This window comes from Streptococcus oralis subsp. dentisani (assembly GCF_002096615.1).
GTDB classification, from domain to species: Bacteria; Bacillota; Bacilli; order Lactobacillales; family Streptococcaceae; genus Streptococcus; species Streptococcus oralis_U.
Map to the genome: position 1 here is coordinate 275,323 of NZ_NCUX01000033.1, position 20,332 is coordinate 295,654.

Annotated in this window: 20 protein-coding genes and 2 tRNA genes; 20 read left to right on the forward strand and 2 right to left on the reverse strand. The window is 41.0% G+C overall.

Features of this window, described 5'->3' with window-relative positions; all coding sequences use genetic code 11:
- The first annotated feature begins 94 nt into the window (after window positions 1-94).
- From B7708_RS08525 to B7708_RS08590, 14 genes are all read left to right on the forward strand, one after another.
- Window positions 95-1,132: a branched-chain amino acid aminotransferase gene (locus tag B7708_RS08525; protein WP_303742551.1), complete on the forward strand. Its 1,038-nt coding sequence runs from the start codon at window positions 95-97 to the stop codon at window positions 1,130-1,132.
- Between the two features lie 112 nt (window positions 1,133-1,244).
- Window positions 1,245-1,475: a DUF2969 domain-containing protein gene (locus B7708_RS08530; protein ID WP_084926009.1), complete on the forward strand. Its 231-nt coding sequence runs from the start codon at window positions 1,245-1,247 to the stop codon at window positions 1,473-1,475.
- Between the two features lie 49 nt (window positions 1,476-1,524).
- Window positions 1,525-1,605, forward strand: a tRNA-Tyr gene (locus B7708_RS08535).
- Between the two features lie 9 nt (window positions 1,606-1,614).
- A tRNA-Gln gene (locus tag B7708_RS08540) sits at window positions 1,615-1,686 on the forward strand.
- Window positions 1,687-1,848: 162 nt separating this feature from the next.
- Entirely contained in the window at window positions 1,849-3,051 is a 1,203-nt protein-coding gene (gene rpsA, locus B7708_RS08545; protein WP_084975155.1) for a 30S ribosomal protein S1, read from the forward strand.
- 82 nt (window positions 3,052-3,133) lie between these two features.
- The gene (locus B7708_RS08550; protein ID WP_084911649.1) at window positions 3,134-3,631 is read left to right on the forward strand and encodes a GAF domain-containing protein; all 498 of its coding nucleotides are present in this window, start codon (window positions 3,134-3,136) and stop codon (window positions 3,629-3,631) included.
- On the forward strand, window positions 3,631-5,289 hold the full coding sequence (gene dnaX, locus B7708_RS08555) for a DNA polymerase III subunit gamma/tau (RefSeq protein ID WP_084975157.1): 1,659 nt from the start codon (window positions 3,631-3,633) through the stop codon (window positions 5,287-5,289). The genes B7708_RS08550 and dnaX overlap by 1 nt, the downstream gene beginning before the upstream one ends.
- 27 nt (window positions 5,290-5,316) lie before the next feature.
- Window positions 5,317-5,511: a DUF3272 family protein gene (locus tag B7708_RS08560; protein ID WP_001081605.1), complete on the forward strand. Its 195-nt coding sequence runs from the start codon at window positions 5,317-5,319 to the stop codon at window positions 5,509-5,511.
- Between the two features lie 151 nt (window positions 5,512-5,662).
- A complete protein-coding gene (gene sufC, locus B7708_RS08565) occupies window positions 5,663-6,433 on the forward strand; it encodes a Fe-S cluster assembly ATPase SufC (RefSeq protein WP_000114489.1) in 771 nt (256 codons plus the stop codon).
- A gap of 27 nt (window positions 6,434-6,460) precedes the next feature.
- Entirely contained in the window at window positions 6,461-7,723 is a 1,263-nt protein-coding gene (sufD, locus tag B7708_RS08570; RefSeq protein WP_084975159.1) for a Fe-S cluster assembly protein SufD, read from the forward strand.
- A gap of 10 nt (window positions 7,724-7,733) precedes the next feature.
- Window positions 7,734-8,960: a cysteine desulfurase gene (locus B7708_RS08575; RefSeq protein WP_084975161.1), complete on the forward strand. Its 1,227-nt coding sequence runs from the start codon at window positions 7,734-7,736 to the stop codon at window positions 8,958-8,960.
- Window positions 8,947-9,387 (forward strand): Fe-S cluster assembly sulfur transfer protein SufU, encoded by a 441-nt coding sequence (sufU, locus tag B7708_RS08580; protein ID WP_084975163.1) that lies wholly within the window; start codon window positions 8,947-8,949, stop codon window positions 9,385-9,387. The genes B7708_RS08575 and sufU overlap by 14 nt, the downstream gene beginning before the upstream one ends.
- Before the next feature lie 35 nt (window positions 9,388-9,422).
- On the forward strand, window positions 9,423-10,835 hold the full coding sequence (sufB, locus tag B7708_RS08585; RefSeq protein WP_000797062.1) for a Fe-S cluster assembly protein SufB: 1,413 nt from the start codon (window positions 9,423-9,425) through the stop codon (window positions 10,833-10,835).
- A 126-nt stretch (window positions 10,836-10,961) separates the two neighbouring features.
- Entirely contained in the window at window positions 10,962-12,359 is a 1,398-nt protein-coding gene (locus B7708_RS08590) for an APC family permease (protein ID WP_084975165.1), read from the forward strand.
- Window positions 12,360-12,381: 22 nt separating this feature from the next.
- Here the strand turns inward: B7708_RS08590 and B7708_RS08595 are convergent, their stop codons facing one another.
- Window positions 12,382-13,230 (reverse strand): YitT family protein, encoded by an 849-nt coding sequence (locus tag B7708_RS08595; RefSeq protein ID WP_000619968.1) that lies wholly within the window; start codon window positions 13,228-13,230, stop codon window positions 12,382-12,384.
- Between the two features lie 143 nt (window positions 13,231-13,373).
- Here B7708_RS08595 and B7708_RS08600 point away from each other — a divergent pair, with 143 nt between their 5' ends.
- Both B7708_RS08600 and B7708_RS08605 read left to right on the forward strand, forming a co-directional pair.
- Window positions 13,374-14,210, forward strand: a complete 837-nt coding sequence (locus B7708_RS08600; protein WP_084975167.1) for a DegV family protein — start codon at window positions 13,374-13,376, stop codon at window positions 14,208-14,210.
- A 107-nt stretch (window positions 14,211-14,317) separates the two neighbouring features.
- Window positions 14,318-14,593, forward strand: a complete 276-nt coding sequence (locus B7708_RS08605) for an HU family DNA-binding protein (protein ID WP_001284636.1) — start codon at window positions 14,318-14,320, stop codon at window positions 14,591-14,593.
- Window positions 14,594-14,722: 129 nt separating this feature from the next.
- Here B7708_RS08605 and B7708_RS08610 read toward each other — a convergent pair whose 3' ends face one another.
- Entirely contained in the window at window positions 14,723-15,709 is a 987-nt protein-coding gene (locus B7708_RS08610) for an L-lactate dehydrogenase (protein ID WP_000204720.1), read from the reverse strand.
- Window positions 15,710-15,902: 193 nt separating this feature from the next.
- On the opposite strand from B7708_RS08610, the gene gyrA reads away from it, so the two are divergent.
- From gyrA to B7708_RS08630, 4 genes are all read left to right on the forward strand, one after another.
- Window positions 15,903-18,371: a DNA gyrase subunit A gene (gyrA, locus tag B7708_RS08615; RefSeq protein WP_084975170.1), complete on the forward strand. Its 2,469-nt coding sequence runs from the start codon at window positions 15,903-15,905 to the stop codon at window positions 18,369-18,371.
- Window positions 18,371-19,111, forward strand: a complete 741-nt coding sequence (locus tag B7708_RS08620) for a class A sortase (protein ID WP_084975171.1) — start codon at window positions 18,371-18,373, stop codon at window positions 19,109-19,111. Before gyrA ends, B7708_RS08620 begins: the two co-directional genes overlap by 1 nt.
- A gap of 73 nt (window positions 19,112-19,184) precedes the next feature.
- A complete protein-coding gene (locus B7708_RS08625) occupies window positions 19,185-19,601 on the forward strand; it encodes a hypothetical protein (protein WP_084975173.1) in 417 nt (138 codons plus the stop codon).
- A 26-nt stretch (window positions 19,602-19,627) separates the two neighbouring features.
- Entirely contained in the window at window positions 19,628-20,257 is a 630-nt protein-coding gene (locus B7708_RS08630; protein ID WP_084975175.1) for a hypothetical protein, read from the forward strand.
- The last annotated feature ends 75 nt before the right edge of the window (window positions 20,258-20,332 follow it).

The window sequence follows — 20,332 nt, forward strand, 5'->3', positions numbered from 1 at the left end:
ATTTCTTTTGTGTTGAAAAAATTTTCTGAAAATTACAAATAATACTTGAAATTTTACTAGAAAAGTGTAGAATAGAACACATAGTTTGAATAGTATAAAGGAGAAACACATGACAGTTGCAATTGATTGGGAAAATCTTGGTTTTGCTTATATGAAACTACCTTACCGTTATATCGCTCACTACAAAAATGGTCAATGGGATCAAGGAGAATTGACAGAGGATGCAACCTTGCATATTTCAGAGTCTTCTCCAAGTCTCCACTATGGACAGCAAGCATTTGAGGGATTGAAAGCCTATCGTACCAAGGACGGCAGTGTTCAACTGTTCCGTCCTGACGAAAATGCCAAGCGTTTGCAACGTACTTGCGACCGTCTTTTGATGCCACAAGTTCCGACAGAAATGTTTGTAGAAGCTTGTAAAGCAGTTGTGCGTGCAAATGAAGAATACGTCCCACCATATGGAACAGGTGGAACCCTTTATCTTCGTCCACTTTTGATTGGTGTTGGGGATATTATCGGGGTAAAACCAGCAGAAGAGTATATTTTCACCATCTTTGCTATGCCAGTTGGTAACTACTTTAAAGGGGGATTGGTTCCAACTAATTTCTTGATTCAGGATGAATACGACCGTGCAGCTCCAAATGGTACTGGAGCGGCTAAGGTAGGTGGGAACTATGCTGCTAGTCTCCTTCCAGGTAAAATGGCCAAGTCTCGCAACTTTTCTGACGTTATCTACCTAGATCCATCTACACATACAAAGATTGAAGAAGTCGGATCAGCCAATTTCTTTGGAATCACGGCAGACAATGAATTTGTTACGCCATTAAGCCCGTCGATCTTGCCATCTATTACCAAGTACTCTTTGCTTTACTTGGCAGAACACCGCTTGGGCTTGACTCCGATTGAAGGCGATGTTCCAATTGATAATTTGGAGCGTTTTGTAGAGGCAGGTGCCTGTGGAACAGCGGCGGTTATTTCGCCAATTGGAGGCATCCAACACGGTGACGATTTCCATGTTTTCTATAGTGAAACAGAAGTAGGTCCTGTTACACGTAAACTCTACGATGAATTGACCGGTATCCAATTTGGTGATGTGGAAGCACCAGAGGGATGGATTGTCAAAGTGGACTAAAAGACATGAAGTAAAGAAGAACTCCATAGCAGTTGTAATGGCTGAAATGGAGTTTTTTCTTGCTAGTTTGAGCATTTTCTTGTACAATAGAAAAAGTGAAAAGAGGTAAAGTATGAGTAAAAAAGATAAGAAAATTGAAATTCAATTAACAGATGCAAAAGTGACTGTTGGAAAAGACAGCTATGAAGGTTACGTTTTGGCGATTGGGAAAAAGGTTATTGGTGAAATTGCCGAATTAGATAGTCAATTTGCTATCATAAAGAATGGAAATGTCGATAGTTTTTATAAAAAACTTGAAAAAGCTGTGGAAATTTTGATTGAAAACTATAATTTAACAAAATAATGCTTGTTTTTTTGAAAATTTCATGATATAATAGTTTTCGTTGAATATTGGAGAGATAGCGAAGAGGCTAAACGCGGCGGACTGTAAATCCGCTCCTTCGGGTTCGGGGGTTCGAATCCCTCTCTCTCCATCTCATCATTGGGGTATAGCCAAGCGGTAAGGCAAGGGACTTTGACTCCCTCATGCGTTGGTTCGAATCCAGCTACCCCAGTTCTTAGGTAATAAATTCAAGATAAAAAGAAAAATATCTTAGGGTATTTTATTTTTATAATTGAAAGACGTGAACAATACGGACATGTCCTTGCGGGTGCTTAGGAAAAAAATTATAAGTATGTCAAGTTTAGAAAAACTTGATTGTTGGAGGATTTTTTAGATGAACGAATTTGAAGATTTGCTAAATAGCGTTAGCCAAGTTGAGCCTGGTGATGTTGTTAGTGCTGAAGTATTGACAGTTGATGCGACTCAAGCTAACGTTGCAATCTCTGGGACTGGTGTTGAAGGTGTCTTGACTCTTCGCGAATTGACAAACGATCGCGATGCAGATATCAATGACTTTGTGAAAGTAGGAGAAGTATTGGATGTTCTTGTACTTCGTCAAGTAGTTGGTAAAGATACTGATACAGTTACATACCTTGTATCTAAAAAACGCCTTGAAGCTCGCAAAGCATGGGACAAACTTGTAGGACGCGAAGAAGAAGTTGTTACTGTTAAAGGAACTCGTGCCGTTAAAGGTGGACTTTCAGTAGAATTTGAGGGTGTTCGTGGATTCATCCCAGCTTCAATGTTGGATACTCGTTTCGTACGTAACACTGAACGTTTCGTAGGTCAAGAATTTGATGCTAAAATCAAAGAAGTTGATCCAAAAGAAAACCGCTTCATCCTTTCACGTCGTGAAGTTGTTGAAGCAGCTACTGCAGCAGCTCGTGCTGAAGTATTCGGTAAATTGGCTGTTGGTGATGTAGTGACTGGTAAAGTTGCTCGTATCACAAGCTTTGGTGCTTTCATCGACCTTGGTAGTGTTGACGGATTGGTTCACTTGACTGAATTGTCACATGAACGTAACGTATCACCTAAATCAGTTGTAACTGTTGGTGAAGAAATCGAAGTGAAGATCCTTGATCTTAACGAAGAAGAAGGACGCGTATCACTTTCACTTAAAGCAACAACACCTGGACCATGGGATGGTGTTGAGCAAAAATTGGCTAAAGGTGATGTAGTAGAAGGAACAGTTAAACGTTTGACTGACTTCGGTGCATTTGTTGAAGTGTTGCCAGGTATCGATGGACTTGTTCACGTATCTCAAATTTCACACAAACGTATCGAAAATCCAAAAGAAGCTCTTACTGTTGGTCAAGAAGTTACTGTTAAAGTCCTTGATGTTAACGCTGATGCAGAACGCGTATCACTTTCTATCAAAGCTCTTGAAGAACGTCCAGCTCAAGAAGAAGGACAAAAAGAAGAAAAACGTGCTGCTCGTCCACGTCGTCCAAAACGTCAAGAAAAACGTGATTTCGAACTTCCAGAAACACAAACAGGATTCTCAATGGCTGACTTGTTCGGTGATATCGAACTTTAATCAAATTGATAATCACAAAATCCTTTGTTTAAAACAAGGGATTTTTCTTTTGTCTCTTTCTCATTTTTGATATAATAGTTCTATGTTAGATTCAGAAAAACAATCACAATATCAATTGTTAAATGAGGAACTCTCTTATTTACTTGAAGGTGAGAGCAACGTTCTTGCCAATCTTTCTAATGCTAGCGCCCTCCTAAAATCTCGCTTTCCGAATACTGTTTTTGCAGGTTTTTATCTGTTTGATGGTAGCGAGTTAGTTTTAGGCCCTTTTCAGGGTGGCGTTTCGTGCATTCGCATCCCACTTGGGAAGGGCGTGTGTGGAGAAGCGGCTGAGTTTCAAGAGACTGTTTTAGTAGGGGATGTGAGCATCTATCCAAACTACATTTCTTGCGATAGTAAAGCTAAGAGTGAAATCGTAGTTCCCATGCTTAAGAATGGTCGATTGCTAGGTGTTTTAGACTTGGACTCATCTCTTATCGATGATTATAATGCTATTGACCGCGATTACTTGGAACAATTTGTCGCTATTTTGCTTGAGAAGACAGAATGGGACTTTACGATGTTTGAGGAGAAAGCCTAATGTATCAAGCACTTTATCGAAAATATAGAAGCCAGACTTTTTCACAACTAGTAGGTCAAGAAGTTGTGGCTAAAACCCTAAAACAAGCGGTCGAGCAGGAAAAGATTAGTCATGCTTATCTTTTCTCAGGCCCTCGTGGAACCGGGAAAACTAGTGTTGCCAAGATTTTTGCCAAGGCCATGAACTGTCCAAATCAAGTGGATGGTGAACCATGTAATAACTGTTATATCTGTCAGGCAGTGACGGACGGTAGTTTAGAAGATGTCATTGAAATGGATGCGGCCTCTAATAATGGAGTAGATGAAATCCGTGAAATTCGTGATAAATCTACCTATGCTCCTAGTCTTGCCCGTTATAAGGTTTATATCATAGACGAGGTTCACATGCTGTCTACAGGGGCTTTTAATGCTCTCCTAAAGACGCTTGAAGAGCCCACACAGAATGTGGTCTTTATTTTAGCTACCACTGAATTACACAAGATACCTGCAACTATTCTATCGCGTGTTCAACGTTTTGAGTTTAAATCAATTAAGACACAGGATATTAAGGAACATATCCACTATATCTTAGAAAAAGAAAATATTAGTTCTGAACCAGAGGCTGTGGAGATCATTGCTAGACGGGCTGAAGGTGGAATGCGGGATGCCTTGTCTATTCTGGATCAAGCCTTGAGTTTGACGCAAGGGAATGCTTTAACTACAGCTATTTCTGAGGAGATTACAGGCACTATTAGTCTTTCGGCTCTAGATGACTATGTGGCCGCTTTGTCTCAGCAGGATGTCCCCAAAGCGCTCGATTCTTTGAATCTTTTGTTTGAAAATGGCAAGAGCATGACTCGGTTTGTGACAGATCTCTTGCAGTATTTGCGGGACCTACTGGTTGTTCAGACAGGTGGCGAAAATACTCATCATAGTCCAGTTTTTATGGACAATCTAGCTCTGTCTCAGGAAAGTCTCTTTGAAATGATTCGTCTAGCGACTGTGTGCTTGGCGGATATGAAAGCTAGTCTGCAACCTAAGATTTATGCTGAGATGATGACCATTCGTTTAGCTGAAATCAAGCCTGAATCTGCGCTTTCAGGAGTTGTCGAAAGTGAAATTTCAGCACTGAGACAGGAAGTTGAACGTCTCAAACAAGAACTTGCTAATGTGGGCACAGCTCCTAAACAAGTTGCGCCTGTTCCTAGTCGTCCAGCCACTTCCAAGACAGTCTATCGAGTAGATCGTAATAAAGTTCAATCTATCCTGCAAGAAGCTGTCGAAAATCCTGATTTGGCACGGCAAAACTTGATTCGCCTCCAGAATGCATGGGGAGAAGTGATCGAAAGCTTAGCTGGACCTGATAAAGCTCTTCTCGTAGGTTCTCAACCAGTTGCGGCCAACGAACACCATGCTATTTTAGCCTTTGAGTCTAATTTCAATGCTGGGCAAACCATGAAAAGGGACAACCTCAATACCATGTTTGGCAATATTCTCAGTCAAGCGGCTGGATTTTCACCTGAAATATTAGCCATTTCCTTAGAGGAATGGAAAGAGGTTCGAGCAGCATTTTCAGCTAAAAACAAGTCTTCTCAAGCCGAGCAAGAGGTTGAAGAAGAGAGCCTGATTCCAGAAGGATTCGAATTTCTGGCTGATAAAGTCATGGTCGAAGAAGACTAAAAGTGGATTTCATGGTACAATAATCCTATGAATAGACAACAATTTATCATAATAGCATTATTCACGGCTGCTGAGACTTATTTTTTCAATGAATCTTTGATGACTGGTCGCTATGTTATGGCAGCCTTTTGGGCCATTCTACTCTTTCGAAATTTTAGATTAAGTTACGTGATGGGAAAAATCGTAGATGCTATTGATCAACACTTAAACCGCAAGGATTAGCCCCCCAGCTTCTAGACAAAATCAAAGCCTTTTAGGCTTTTTTTTGTTATACTAGTAGAGTATATTTATTGACCTTTTGTCCTATTTTTTAGGGATTGTAAGCAATTTCCTAAAGTATTGAGCAAAATGTTTGAAAAAGAAAGGAATTATCATGTCAGTATTAGAGATCAAAGATCTTCACGTTGAGATTGAAGGAAAAGAAATTTTGAAAGGGGTCAATCTGACTCTGAAAACAGGAGAAATCGCAGCTATCATGGGACCAAATGGTACTGGTAAATCGACTCTTTCAGCAGCTATTATGGGTAACCCTAACTATGAAGTCACAAAAGGTGAGGTCTTGTTTGATGGCGTAAACATTCTTGAGTTGGAAGTGGACGAACGTGCGCGTATGGGACTTTTCCTTGCTATGCAATACCCGTCTGAAATTCCAGGCATTACCAATGCTGAGTTTCTACGTGCAGCCATGAATGCTGGTAAAGAAGATGATGAAAAGATTTCAGTTCGTGAGTTCATCACTAAACTAGACGAGAAAATGGAATTGCTCAACATGAAAGAAGAAATGGCAGAGCGTTACCTCAACGAAGGCTTCTCTGGTGGTGAGAAAAAACGCAATGAAATTCTTCAACTCTTGATGTTGGAACCAACTTTTGCCCTTTTGGATGAGATTGACTCAGGTCTTGATATTGATGCCCTTAAAGTTGTATCGAAAGGTGTCAATGCCATGCGTGGTGAAGGGTTTGGTGCCATGATCATTACTCACTACCAACGTCTCTTGAACTACATCACACCAGACGTGGTACACGTGATGATGGAAGGTCGTGTGGTCCTTTCTGGAGGTCCAGAATTGGCAGCCCGTTTGGAACGTGAAGGATACGCTAAACTAGCTGAAGAACTTGGCTATGACTACAAGGAAGAATTGTAATTCCCTCGTATCTTTTAGGAGAAGTAAATGACTAAAGAAACTATTAAACTTTTTTCAGAAATGCATGCTGAACCAAGCTGGTTGGCTGACCTCCGTCAAAAAGCCTTTGATAAGATTGAGAGTTTAGAATTACCAGTTATTGAGCGTGTTAAATTTCACCGTTGGAATCTGGGTGACGGAACTATTACAGAAAGTGAACCGTCAGCAAATGTTCCTGACTTCACTGCTCTAGACAATCACTTGAAGTTGGTGCAAGTAGGAACGCAGACTGTTTTTGAGCAAATTCCAGTTGAATTGGCTGAACAAGGGGTAGTCTTTACAGACTTTCACTCAGCTTTAGAAGAAATTCCAGAGCTTATCGAGGAATTCTTTATGTCATCAGTTAAGTATGATGACGACAAGTTGGCAGCTTACCATACAGCTTACTTTAACAGTGGTGCTGTTCTTTATATTCCAGATAATGTTGAGATTACAGAACCAATCGAAGGAATTTTCTACCAAGACAGCGATAGCGATGTGCCATTTAACAAGCATATCCTCATTATCGCTGGTAAAAACTCCAAAATAAGCTATCTTGAACGTCTAGAGTCACGAGGTGGAGGTAGTGCAAAAGCAACTGCAAATATCACAGTTGAAGTGATTGCTCGTTCTGGTGCGCAAGTAAAATTTGCTGCTATTGACCGTTTAGGTGAAAATGTCACTGCCTACATTAGCCGTCGTGGTAAACTAGGCAACGATGCAAGCATTGACTGGGCAATCGGTGTCATGAACGAAGGAAATGTTGTTGCGGACTTTGATAGCGATTTGATTGGAAATGGTAGCCATGCTGACCTGAAAGTGGTAGCTCTTTCAAGTGGCCGTCAGGTGCAAGGGATTGACACTCGTGTGACTAACTATGGTTGCAACTCAATCGGAAATATCCTCCAACATGGGGTTATCCTTGAAAAAGCGACCTTGACATTTAACGGTATCGGACACATCATTAAGGGTGCTAAGGGAGCAGATGCTCAACAAGAGAGCCGTGTTCTTATGCTTTCAGACCAAGCGCGTTCAGATGCCAACCCAATTCTTTTGATTGATGAAAATGACGTGACTGCAGGTCACGCGGCCTCTATCGGACAGGTGGATCCAGAAGACATGTACTACCTCATGAGTCGTGGCTTGGACAAGGCAACTGCAGAACGTTTGGTTGTTCGCGGTTTCCTTGGATCTGTTATCGTTGAGATTCCAGTCAAAGAAGTTCGTGATGAAATGATTGCAACTATCGAAGAAAAATTGTCAAAACGCTAAGGGGAAGCCTATGTTAGATGTAGAAGCGATTCGCAAGGATTTTCCAATTTTAGACCAGATTGTCAACGATGAACCTCTGGTCTATCTGGACAATGCTGCGACGACACAAAAACCACTAGCAGTTCTGGAAACAATCAACCGCTACTATGAGCAGGACAATGCCAATGTTCACCGTGGTGTTCATACCTTGGCTGAGCGAGCAACAGCATCCTATGAAGCTGCTCGTGAAACCATTCGTAAGTTTATCAATGCAAGCTCTACAAAGGAAGTACTTTTTACTAGAGGAACGACAACCAGCCTTAACTGGGTGGCACGCTTCGCTGAGGAAATCCTGACTGAGGGAGACCAGGTCTTGATTTCTGTCATGGAACACCATTCTAATATCATTCCATGGCAGGAGGCCTGTCGCAAGACTGGGGCAGAGCTTGTCTATGTTTATCTCAAGGACGGAGCTCTGGATATGGATGACTTGCGCGCTAAATTGACTGATAAAGTCAAGTTTGTCTCCCTAGCTCACGCCTCAAATGTTCTTGGTGTGGTCAACCCTATCAAAGAAATCACTCAATTAGCCCACCAAGTTGGAGCTATCATGGTGGTGGATGGTGCTCAGTCTACGCCCCATATGAAGATTGATGTCCAGGACTTGGATGTGGACTTCTTTGCTTTTTCAGGTCACAAGATGGCTGGACCAACTGGTATTGGTATTCTTTACGGTAAAGAAAAGTATCTGGAACAAATGTCACCAGTTGAGTTTGGTGGCGAGATGATTGATTTTGTCTATGAGCAATCTGCTAGTTGGAAGGAATTGCCTTGGAAATTTGAGGCTGGAACGCCAAATATGGCAGGTGCTATCGGACTTGCTGCTGCAGTGGATTATCTTGAAAATCTTGGTATGGATGCGATTGAAGCCCATGAACAGGAATTAATCTCATACGTATATCCGAAATTGCAGGCAGTTGAGGGATTGACCATTTACGGTTCGCAAGACTTGGCTCAACGTTCAGGTGTTATTGCCTTTAACCTAGGCGATCTTCATCCCCATGACCTAGCTACAGCACTTGATTATGAAGGAGTAGCAGTTCGTGCGGGTCACCACTGTGCGCAACCCTTGCTCCAATATTTGGAAGTCCCAGCAACAGCTCGTGCAAGTTTTTATATCTATAATACCAAGGCAGATTGCGACAAACTGGTCGATGCCCTACAAAAGACAAAGGAGTTTTTCAATGGCACTTTCTAAACTAGATAGCCTTTATATGGCAGTGGTGGCAGACCATTCGAAAAATCCACATCACCAAGGGAAGCTGGAAGATGCTGAGCAAATCAGCCTCAATAATCCAACCTGTGGCGATGTCATCAACCTATCTGTCAAGTTTGATGCAGAGAACCGTTTGGAAGATATTGCTTTTCTAAATTCAGGTTGTACCATCTCAACTGCCTCTGCTAGTATGATGACAGATGCTGTTTTAGGGAAGACCAAGCAAGAAATTCTAGAACTTGCAACCATCTTTTCTGAAATGGTTCAAGGTCAAAAGGATGAGCGTCAAGACCAACTAGGTGATGCAGCCTTCTTATCAGGTGTTGCCAAATTCCCTCAACGAATCAAGTGTGCAACCCTAGCTTGGAACGCTCTTAAGAAGACAATTGAAAATCAAGAAGGTAAATAAGAAACATAGAAATATATAATGAAAGAAAGGATATTATGGCTGAAGAAAGAGTAGAACCAAAACCAATTGATCTTGGTGAATATAAATTTGGTTTCCATGATGATGTAGAGCCTGTCCTATCGACAGGAAAAGGACTCAACGAAGGTGTTATTCGTGAATTATCTGCTGCCAAGGGTGAGCCAGAGTGGATGTTGGAATTCCGTTTGAAATCTTATGAAACCTTCAAGAAAATGCCTATGCAAACTTGGGGAGCGGACTTGTCAGAGATTGACTTTGATGACTTGATCTATTACCAAAAACCATCTGATAAACCAGCCCGTTCTTGGGATGATGTACCTGAAAAGATTAAAGAAACCTTTGAACGTATCGGGATTCCAGAAGCTGAACGTGCTTATCTAGCAGGAGCCTCTGCCCAGTACGAGTCGGAAGTGGTTTATCATAACATGAAAGAAGAATTTGAGAAGTTAGGCATTATCTTTACAGATACGGATTCTGCCCTCAAGGAATACCCAGACTTGTTTAAACAATACTTTGCCAAGTTGGTACCGCCGACGGATAACAAGTTGGCTGCCCTCAACTCAGCAGTATGGTCTGGTGGAACCTTTATCTACGTACCAAAAGGTGTCAAGGTAGATATTCCACTTCAAACTTACTTCCGCATCAATAACGAAAATACTGGTCAGTTTGAACGTACCTTGATTATCGTTGACGAGGGAGCAAGTGTCCACTACGTAGAAGGATGTACAGCGCCAACTTATTCAAGCAATAGCTTACATGCGGCCATTGTAGAAATCTTTGCCTTGGACGGAGCTTATATGCGTTATACAACCATCCAAAACTGGTCTGATAACGTCTATAACCTAGTAACAAAACGTGCCAAAGCTTTGAAAGATGCGACAGTTGAGTGGATTGATGGTAACTTGGGTGCCAAAACAACCATGAAATATCCATCTGTTTATCTAGATGGAGAAGGGGCGCGTGGTACTATGCTCTCTATCGCCTTTGCTAATGCAGGGCAACACCAAGACACGGGTGCTAAGATGATCCACAATGCTCCACATACCAGCTCATCTATCGTGTCTAAATCCATCGCTAAAGGCGGAGGAAAGGTGGACTACCGTGGACAAGTAACCTTTAACAAGAACTCTAAGAAATCTGTTTCTCACATTGAGTGTGATACCATTATCATGGATGACTTGTCAGCGTCAGATACTATTCCATTTAATGAAATTCACAACTCGCAAGTTGCATTGGAGCACGAAGCTAAGGTATCTAAGATTTCAGAAGAACAACTCTATTACCTCATGAGCCGTGGTTTATCAGAATCTGAGGCAACCGAGATGATTGTCATGGGATTTGTGGAGCCCTTCACAAAAGAACTTCCAATGGAATACGCAGTTGAGCTAAATCGCTTGATTAGCTATGAAATGGAAGGATCTGTTGGGTAAGAATATGCAAAATCTGAACAGGAATCCTTCCTGTTCAGATTTTTTTTCAAAAAAGAACCTAATAAATATTCACAAAAGTGCTTTTATATGGTAAAATAAAACAATTACATTTAGTGGAGATGAAGTATGAATATTTTTAGAACCAAGGATGTTAGTCTGAGACAGACAGAGATGCATCGCCATTTGAAATTGTGGGATTTGATTCTATTAGGGATCGGTGCTATGGTAGGGACGGGGATTTTCACCATTACAGGAACAGCGGCAGCTACACTAGCTGGTCCATCACTAGTGGTTTCCATTGTGATTTCTGCTCTGTGTGTTTCTCTATCAGCTCTCTTTTTTGCAGAATTTGCCTCTCGTGTGCCTGCAACAGGAGGTGCTTATAGTTATCTCTATGCGATCTTAGGCGAATTACCAGCATGGATTGCTGGCTGGTTGACCATCATGGAATTTATGACAGCTGTTTCAGGTGTGGCGTCTGGTTGGGCAGCTTATTTTAAGGGTTTACTCAGTAATTATGGTATTTCCATGCCCCAAGCCTTAAATGGTACTTTTAGCCCCGAACAAGGCACCTATATCGACCTTTTACCTATTTTGGTGCTTGCTTTGGTAACAGGATTGGTTTTATTAAATTCCAAGGCAGCCTTACGCTTTAATTCGCTTTTAGTGGTCTTGAAATTCTCAGCTCTCGCCTTATTTATCCTAGTTGGTATTTGGTACATCAAGCCAGAAAATTGGATGAATTTTGCTCCTTTTGGCTTTGGCCAGATTTATGGAGGAAGCACTGGGATTATGGCAGGTGCATCTTTGATGTTCTTCGGTTTTCTCGGTTTTGAGTCGATTTCCATGGCAGTTGATGAAATTCAAAGTCCGCAAAAAAATATTCCCCGCGGAATTGTGCTTTCTCTGACAATTGTCACCATTCTCTATGCCTTGGTAACAATAGTATTGACCGGGATTGTTCACTATAGCCAACTCAATGTGGACGATGCAGTGGCCTTTTCATTGCGTAGTATCGGAATTGGCTGGGCAGCCAACTATGTTTCGCTCGTAGCCATTCTAACCCTGATAACCGTATGTATTTCCATGACCTACGCTCTGTCTCGAATGATTTACAGCTTAGCACGTGATGGTCTATTACCTCGAAGTTTTAAACAGCTAAGTAAAACTAGCCGAGTTCCAAAGAATGCAACCATCTTAACAGGAGTTGCTTCAGCCATTGCAGCAGGAGTCTTTCCGCTAGCCAGTATCGCTGCCTTTTTAAATATCTGTACGCTAGCTTATCTCATTTTGCTAGCCTACGGTATTATCAAGCTCAGAAAGGATAAGGGCATGCCAAAAGAAGGAGAATTCAAAACTCCTTTAGTGCCGCTTTTGCCAATCCTTTCCATTCTTATCTGTCTTTCCTTTATGCTTCAATATAGTTTAGATACCTGGCTTGCCTTTGGTATTGCTCTTGTAGTTGGTCTAGTCATTTACTTTACTTATGGCTATCGTCACTCTACACTTTCTGAAGAAGAATAAAAGCTGGGAATTCCCAGCTTTTTTAATCTTTTACATAAGTAAATCCTTCCCCCAGAATTTCATGAGCCTCTGTGATGGTGATAAAGGCTTGAGGATCGACTTGGTGAATCACATCCTTCATTTTAACGATTTCATTTCGACCGACGATACAGTAGATAATTTTTAAATCCTTTTTGCTGTAGTAACCTTGACCAGATATAAAGGTTACGCCGCGTCCGAGTTCATCGTTAATTTTTTCGGCTAACCGATCTGGAAATTGAGTTATAATCATAAATCCTTTACCAGCATAACCTCCTTCACCGATCAGGTCAATAACACGAGCGATGATAAAGTCAAATAAGAGGGTATAAGTCACTAGGCGCAAATCTTGGAAGATAATCAAAATCAACATTAGAATAATGAAATCAAGCGAGAAAAGCAATTTTCCAATTGAAATATTGGTGTATTTGTTGAGGATGCGAGCAACAATATCTGATCCACCTGTTGTACCACCAGCATTAAAGATAATACCTAAACCAACTCCTAGTAAAACACCAGAAACTAAAGAGACAATAATGAGATCACCTTGCAAGTCAAATTGTAAAGGAATTCGTTCAAAGACAGCAAGCCAGATCGAGAGGGAAATGGTTCCCAAAAGGCTGGAGTAGAGAGTTTTCGGACCAAATATCTTCCAAGCGAGGATAAAGAGAGGGATGTTAATCAAGAGATTCATCACTGAGACAGGAATTTTAAAGAGATAGAAGGTAATCAATGTGATACCAGTTGCTCCGCCTTCAAACAAATGGTGAGGAACTACAAAATAGGTAAGACCAAAGGCATAAATAGCTGCCCCAAGTATGATAGTGACAATAGGCTGAACTTTTCGGATCATGATTCTCCCTCGCTTTTCTATAGATAGATTATACCAAAATTCCAAGCTTTTTCATTGGATTCATTATGATTTTTTAACAATTTTTTGATATAATAAAGGTAATAAATCCCTATCTTATTGAGAAGAATAGAAAGATTGAAGATATGACACAAGTAAAAATTGTAACGGATTCCTCTGTTACTATTGAACCAGAAGTAGTTAAAGAATTAAATATCACCATTGTCCCTTTATCTGTGATGATTGATGGTATCCTTTATTCTGATGCAGATTTGAAAGAGGGGGAATTCCTTCATCTCATGCAACAAAGTAAAAACCTACCCAAAACCAGTCAGCCTCCAGTGGGAGTATTTGCTGAAGTTTTTGAAGAGCTAGGTAAAGATGGTAGCCAGATTCTCGCTATTCACATGTCCCATGCACTATCTGGTACTGTTGAAGCTGCTCGCCAAGGAGCAAGCCTCTCTAGCGCTGATGTGACCGTTATTGATAGTTCTTTTACAGACCAGGCGATGAAGTTTCAAGTTGTTGAAGCTGCAAAACTTGCCCAAGAAGGAAAAGATTTGGAAACTATCCTAGCTCATGTAGAAGACGTCAAGAATCATACGGAACTCTATATCGGCGTTTCAACATTAGAAAACCTAGTTAAGGGTGGACGTATCGGACGTGTGACAGGATTATTAAGTTCACTCTTGAACATTCGTGTAGTAATGCAGATGAAAAACCACGAACTCCAACCAATCGTAAAAGGGCGTGGTTCGAAAACTTTCAAAAAATGGCTTGACGAGTTGGCCGAGACCCTTTCTCATAAATCGGTTGCAGAGATTGGAATTTCCTACGCTGGTACCAATGAATGGGCAAATGAGATGAAGAATGTTTTACAAACTTATGTTGAAAAACCGATCTCAGTACTGGAAACAGGCTCTATCATTCAGACACATACAGGCGAAAATGCATGGGCTATCTTAGTTCGATATCATTCCTAAAAAAATAGAGAAAAATCGTTAGAAATAGCGTTTTTGACTTGACCTGTGGGCAATTTTAGGATATGATTATATTTGTTAATTAGAAATTATTTGGAGGAATTATTAACATGGCAAACAAACAAGATTTGATCGCTAAAGTAGCAGAAGCTACAGAATTGACTAAGAAAGATTCAGCAGCAGCAGTTGACGCTGTATTTGCAGCAGTAACTGAATACCTTGCAGCTGGTGAAAAAGTTCAATTGATCGGTTTTGGTAACTTTGAAGTTCGTGAGCGTGCTGCACGTAAAGGTCGCAACCCACAAACTGGTAAAGAAATCAAAATCGCAGCTTCTAAAGTTCCAGCATTCAAAGCTGGTAAAGCTCTTAAAGACGCTGTTAAATAATGAATTTAGAAAAAGCCTATTGTATCAAGCTTTCTAGCTTGGTCAACAGGCTTTTTGTTTTGGAAAATATGATTTTATCGTTCTGTGCAAAAAGAAAAAGGCTCCCATGAAATGAGAACCTTCTTTTAATTAGTTTTTAGAAGCTGCTTGGAATTCAGGGTTTTTCCATGCTTCATCAATGATTGCTTGCAATTCTTTAGCAGATGCTTGCATTTTTTGAGTTTCCGCATCGTTCAATGGGATGTTTACTGGACGAACGATACCATGTGCACCAACAACTGCTGGTTGACCGATAAAGACGTTTTCAACTCCGTATTGACCTTCTTGGAAGACTGAAAGTGGAAGTACTGCATTTTCGTCATCAAGGATTGCTTTTGTGATACGAGCAAGCGCTACGGCGATACCATAGTATGTAGCTCCTTTTTTGTTGATGATTGTGTAAGCAGCATCACGAACACCTTCGAACAATTCAATCAATTCAGCTTCTTGAACGTTTTGAGTGTCTTTAAGGAATTCTTCAAGGTTTACACCAGCGATGTTGGCGTGTGACCAAACGGCAAATTCAGAATCTCCGTGTTCACCCATGATGTAGGCGTGAACTGAACGAGCATCAACATCCAATTTTTCAGCAAGTGCTTGACGGAAACGTGCTGAGTCAAGTGAAGTACCTGAACCGATAACGCGTTCTTTAGGGAATCCAGAGAATTTCCAAGTTGAGTAAGTCAAAACGTCAACTGGGTTAGCCGCAACAAGGAAGATACCATCAAAACCTGATTCAACAACTTGTGTTACGATTGATTTGTTGATAGCCAAGTTTTTACCTACAAGGTCAAGGCGAGTTTCACCTGGTTTTTGAGGAGCACCTGCAGTGATAACAACAAGGTCAGCGTCTGCACAGTCAGAGTATTGAGCAGCGTAGATTTTTTTAGGTGAAGTGAAGGCAAGGGCGTGGCTAAGGTCAAGCGCATCACCAACAGCTTTTTCGTGTAATTGTGGAATTTCGATAATTCCAAGCTCTTGTGCAATTCCTTGGTTAACAAGTGCGAAAGCGTAAGATGAACCCACGGCACCGTCACCAACAAGGATCACTTTTTTGTGTTGTTTAGTTGAAGTCATTATCTAAACATCTCCTTCATTTTTTTTAGGGGAATCCCCAGACACTTTCATTCTATCACTTTTAAAAAGCTTTGTCACGAATATTCTATTCGGTTATCGATGTAAACGTTTTAGTAGTTTCAGAAGCCTGAAATAAAGGACATTTTATGGTATAATATATCTAATTACTAATAGTGAAATGAGGCATTTATGAATGCAGGATAGAAATTTAGTGAATGTCAATCTGACAAAGGAGATGAAGACCAGCTTTATCGACTACGCCATGAGCGTTATCGTCGCGCGGGCCCTTCCTGATGTTCGAGATGGCTTAAAACCTGTTCACCGCCGTATTCTTTATGGAATGAATGAATTAGGTGTTACTCCAGACAAACCTCATAAAAAATCAGCCCGTATTACAGGGGATGTTATGGGTAAATACCACCCACACGGAGATTCCTCTATTTATGAAGCCATGGTCCGTATGGCTCAATGGTGGAGCTACCGTTACATGCTTGTGGATGGGCATGGAAACTTTGGTTCCATGGACGGGGACGGTGCTGCCGCTCAACGTTACACTGAGGCACGCATGAGCAAGATTGCTCTGGAAATGCTTCGTGATATCAATAAAAACACAGTTGATTTCGTAGACAACTACGATGCCAACGAACGTGAACCCTTGGTCTTGCCAGCTCGTTTTCCAAACCTTTTGGTCAATGGGGCAACTGGGATTGCCGTAGGGATGGCTACCAACATTCCTCCTCACAACTTGGGTGAAACCATTGATGCTGTGAAGCTCGTCATGGACAATCCAGATGTGACGACTAAGGACTTGATGGAAGTCTTGCCTGGTCCAGATTTTCCAACTGGTGCTCTTGTCATGGGGAAATCAGGTATTCATAAGGCCTACGAAACTGGTAAAGGATCGATTGTTCTTCGTTCTCGTACAGAGATTGAAACCACTAAGACGGGTCGCGAACGGATTATTGTAACTGAATTTCCTTACATGGTCAATAAAACCAAGGTGCATGAGCATATTGTTCGCTTGGTTCAGGAAAAACGCCTTGAGGGCATTACAGCTGTACGTGATGAGTCCAATCGTGAAGGCGTTCGCTTTGTAATCGAGGTTAAACGCGACGCGTCTGCCAACGTTATCCTTAACAACCTCTTCAAGATGACCCAAATGCAAACCAACTTTGGTTTCAATATGCTTGCTATTCAAAATGGTGTACCGAAGATCTTGTCCCTTCGTCAAATTTTGGATGCTTATATCGAGCACCAAAAAGAAGTGGTGGTTCGCCGTACCCGTTTTGACAAGGAAAAAGCAGAAGCGCGTGCGCACATCTTAGAAGGTCTTTTAATTGCACTTGACCATATCGATGAAGTGATTCGTATCATTCGTGCCAGTGAAACAGATGCGGAAGCGCAAGCTGAGTTGATGAGCAAGTTCAAGCTTTCTGAACGTCAAAGTCAAGCTATCCTTGATATGCGTCTTCGTCGTTTGACAGGATTGGAACGTGATAAGATTCAGTCTGAATATGATGAATTGATTGCCTTGATTGCAGATTTGGCTGATATTCTTGCCAAACCAGAACGTGTGGCGCAAATCATCAAAGAGGAGCTAGATGAAGTCAAACGTAAGTTTGGTGACAAGCGTCGTACCGAGTTGATGGTTGGAGAAGTCTTAACTCTTGAAGATGAAGATTTGATTGAAGAAACGGATGTCTTGATTACCCTTTCTAATAAGGGCTATATCAAACGTTTGGACCAAGGTGAGTTCACTGCTCAAAAACGTGGTGGTCGTGGTGTCCAAGGTACGGGAGTTAAGGATGATGACTTTGTGCGTGAGTTGGTTTCAACCAGCACCCATGATCATTTGCTCTTCTTTACCAATAAAGGACGAGTATACCGACTAAAAGGTTATGAAATTCCTGAATATGGTCGTACAGCCAAAGGATTGCCAGTTGTCAATCTTTTGAAGTTGGACGAGGGTGAGAGCATTCAGACCATTATCAACGTTGAGTCTGAACGTAGTGATGATGCTTATCTCTTCTTCACAACTCGTCACGGTATCGTGAAGAGAACCAGTGTCAAAGAATTTGCAAATATTCGTCAAAATGGACTTAAAGCTTTGAATCTCAAGGATGAAGATGAATTGATTAATGTTCTATTGACAGAAGAAGATACGGATATTATCATTGGTACCAAGTTTGGTTATGCTGTTCGTTTTAATCAGTCAGCCGTTCGTGGCATGAGCCGTATCGCGACAGGTGTTCGAGGAGTCAATCTTCGTGATGGAGACACAGTAGTTGGTGCTAGCGTGATTACCGACCAAGATGAGGTCCTTATCATCACTGAAAAAGGTTATGGTAAGCGTACCCTTGCTACTGAATATCCAACTAAAGGTCGTGGTGGTAAAGGGATGAAGACAGCCAATGTTGCTGAGAAGAATGGTCCTCTTGCAGGTCTCCTCACTGTTAAAGGAGATGAAGACCTGATGATTATCACAGATACAGGTGTCATGATCCGTACAAATGTTGCCAATATTTCACAAACAGGACGCTCAACTATGGGAGTGAAGGTGATGCGTCTAGACCAGGATGCTAAGATTGTGACCTTTACAACGGTTGCTGCGGCAGAAAAAGAAGAGGTAGCAACAGAAGAGAGAACAGAGGGTGAAGCATAATGTCTCACAGAAAAATGAAGAAGAATAACCGTAAAAATATACTAATCAATATTTTAGCTGGATTTTTAATTCTTCTATCCCTTGCCTTGATTTTTAATGCTCAAATTCGTGACATCTTTATGGTTTGGAATACCAATAAATACCAAGTCAGTCAGGTGACTAAGGAAAAAATTGAGGAAAATAAAGAGACAGAAGGAAATTTCGATTTTGATTCTGTCAAATCCATCTCATCGGAAGCGGTGTTAGCTGCCCAGTGGGATGCTCAGCAACTTCCAGTTATCGGAGGGATTGCCATTCCTGAAGTAGAGATTAATCTGCCTATTTTTAAAGGTTTGGATAATGTAAACTTGTTCTACGGAGCAGGGACCATGAAAGCAAATCAGAAAATGGGGGAAGGCAACTATTCTCTAGCCAGCCACCATATCTTTACTGCTGAAAATGCGAGCCAGATGCTCTTTTCGCCTTTGGTCAATGCCAAAGCGGGGATGAAGATTTATCTGACTGATAAAGATAAAGTATACACCTATGAGATTCGTGAGGTGAAGCACGTAACGCCTGATCGCGTAGACGAAATTGAAGATCGTGATGGTATCAAAGAAATCACATTGGTGACCTGTGTCGACTACGATGCGACAGAGCGAATTATTGTTAAAGGTGATTTTAAAGAAGTTAAAGCATATTCTGAAACATCTGATGATATCCTAAGCGCCTTTAATAAGCCATATAAACAACGTTATTAACCTCAAAAACCAGTGAATTGTATTTTTCACTGGTTTTTGTCAAATAGAACCGTCGGTCAAAGGAGAATAATGCATGTTCGAATATTTTTGGATTGGAATGAAAACGTTGTGGAAAAATCCTGTCTTTAGTTTTTCCATTTATTTATTAGCATCTATTCTTTTACTAATCATTTGGCGTCGTTTTATAATTGTCCGTCGTAGTGGTGGAAACTTTTTCTCCCCATTTCATATCGCCAAAGGCAGGTTTTATATCCATAATGCCTATGTATTTTCAAAGCGAATCATCCCTCTGAATGACATCAGAAGGATTGATGTCAAATGTGTTCAAAGTGTCAAATTGAATGGGGCAAGGTATCATGTGTGTATTGAACAGAAAGACAGAAAGCCCCTATCATTTTTCTGTGGCAAATCAAAACAGAATGATCTCCTTGTGAAGAATCTAAAGAATGAAACTAAAAACTACCATATTAGAATTGTAATAGATGGATAAGTGTTTAGCTTAAGAAAGGAATGATCATGGATAAACTACAAGAAGTCAGAGAAAATGAACAGTTAAGGACCTTACTGATGACTGAATGTGATATTTATTTTTATGACAAGATAAGTGAAGTCCAGTTTTCAGGGAACAATGAGGAGTACTCTCTTGCCTGTAAGGCATTTGCTCAAGACGGTAGTGGGGGAGAATATGTTTTTCTTGAAGATAGCAGCATAGGCTTTATCGGAAGTGAGGGCCAAGTGGGGAGAGTAGCAGAAAGTCTGGATGACTTACTGACATTCCTACTTCATGTAGGTTGTATTTCGGATTTTAGTTGTCGGCATCTTTATCAGAACACAGACTTATTGAAAGCATTTTGTAGGGGCTATGTGTCTAAAATACGAGAAAGTTATCAGGCTAGGCAGGAAAATTGGGATCTGGTACGAGGAGAGATAGCTCAAAAGCTATCACTTGATTTCAATCCTCAAAAACTAGAAAAAGTAGCCATGGCATTTTATCAAGCGGCGACAAGGAAGCCTGTCTTTTCCTGTAAGTATATAGACGGTGAAGAAGAGTATACCTGCGATTCAGTCTTGTCGGACATTGTAGGCTTGTGGACGACAGAACTTGTAGGTATGAGTAGAGAAGAAATTGAAAACTATAAAATTTGATAATGTCTGATGCTTGCAAGATGATCATTCAACTTTAATGGTATCTTTTCAATGTGAGAGGAAGCTGATCAGTAG

Excerpts from the sequence above, each read along its gene's own strand:
- B7708_RS08630 (WP_084975175.1), top strand. The coding sequence starts at position 19,628 with ATGGATAAACTACAAGAAGTCAGAGAAAATGAACAGTTAAGGACCTTA.
- sufC (WP_000114489.1), top strand. The coding sequence starts at position 5,663 with ATGTCAGTATTAGAGATCAAAGATCTTCACGTTGAGATTGAAGGAAAA.
- B7708_RS08560 (WP_001081605.1), top strand. The coding sequence starts at position 5,317 with ATGAATAGACAACAATTTATCATAATAGCATTATTCACGGCTGCTGAG.
- sufB (WP_000797062.1), top strand. The coding sequence starts at position 9,423 with ATGGCTGAAGAAAGAGTAGAACCAAAACCAATTGATCTTGGTGAATAT.
- B7708_RS08550 (WP_084911649.1), top strand. The coding sequence starts at position 3,134 with ATGTTAGATTCAGAAAAACAATCACAATATCAATTGTTAAATGAGGAA.
- gyrA (WP_084975170.1), top strand. The coding sequence starts at position 15,903 with ATGCAGGATAGAAATTTAGTGAATGTCAATCTGACAAAGGAGATGAAG.
- B7708_RS08595 (WP_000619968.1), bottom strand. The coding sequence starts at position 13,230 with ATGATCCGAAAAGTTCAGCCTATTGTCACTATCATACTTGGGGCAGCT.
- B7708_RS08605 (WP_001284636.1), top strand. The coding sequence starts at position 14,318 with ATGGCAAACAAACAAGATTTGATCGCTAAAGTAGCAGAAGCTACAGAA.
- sufD (WP_084975159.1), top strand. The coding sequence starts at position 6,461 with ATGACTAAAGAAACTATTAAACTTTTTTCAGAAATGCATGCTGAACCA.
- B7708_RS08625 (WP_084975173.1), top strand. The coding sequence starts at position 19,185 with ATGTTCGAATATTTTTGGATTGGAATGAAAACGTTGTGGAAAAATCCT.
- dnaX (WP_084975157.1), top strand. The coding sequence starts at position 3,631 with ATGTATCAAGCACTTTATCGAAAATATAGAAGCCAGACTTTTTCACAA.
- B7708_RS08575 (WP_084975161.1), top strand. The coding sequence starts at position 7,734 with ATGTTAGATGTAGAAGCGATTCGCAAGGATTTTCCAATTTTAGACCAG.
- B7708_RS08600 (WP_084975167.1), top strand. The coding sequence starts at position 13,374 with ATGACACAAGTAAAAATTGTAACGGATTCCTCTGTTACTATTGAACCA.
- rpsA (WP_084975155.1), top strand. The coding sequence starts at position 1,849 with ATGAACGAATTTGAAGATTTGCTAAATAGCGTTAGCCAAGTTGAGCCT.
- sufU (WP_084975163.1), top strand. The coding sequence starts at position 8,947 with ATGGCACTTTCTAAACTAGATAGCCTTTATATGGCAGTGGTGGCAGAC.
- B7708_RS08620 (WP_084975171.1), top strand. The coding sequence starts at position 18,371 with ATGTCTCACAGAAAAATGAAGAAGAATAACCGTAAAAATATACTAATC.
- B7708_RS08610 (WP_000204720.1), bottom strand. The coding sequence starts at position 15,709 with ATGACTTCAACTAAACAACACAAAAAAGTGATCCTTGTTGGTGACGGT.
- B7708_RS08590 (WP_084975165.1), top strand. The coding sequence starts at position 10,962 with ATGAATATTTTTAGAACCAAGGATGTTAGTCTGAGACAGACAGAGATG.
- B7708_RS08530 (WP_084926009.1), top strand. The coding sequence starts at position 1,245 with ATGAGTAAAAAAGATAAGAAAATTGAAATTCAATTAACAGATGCAAAA.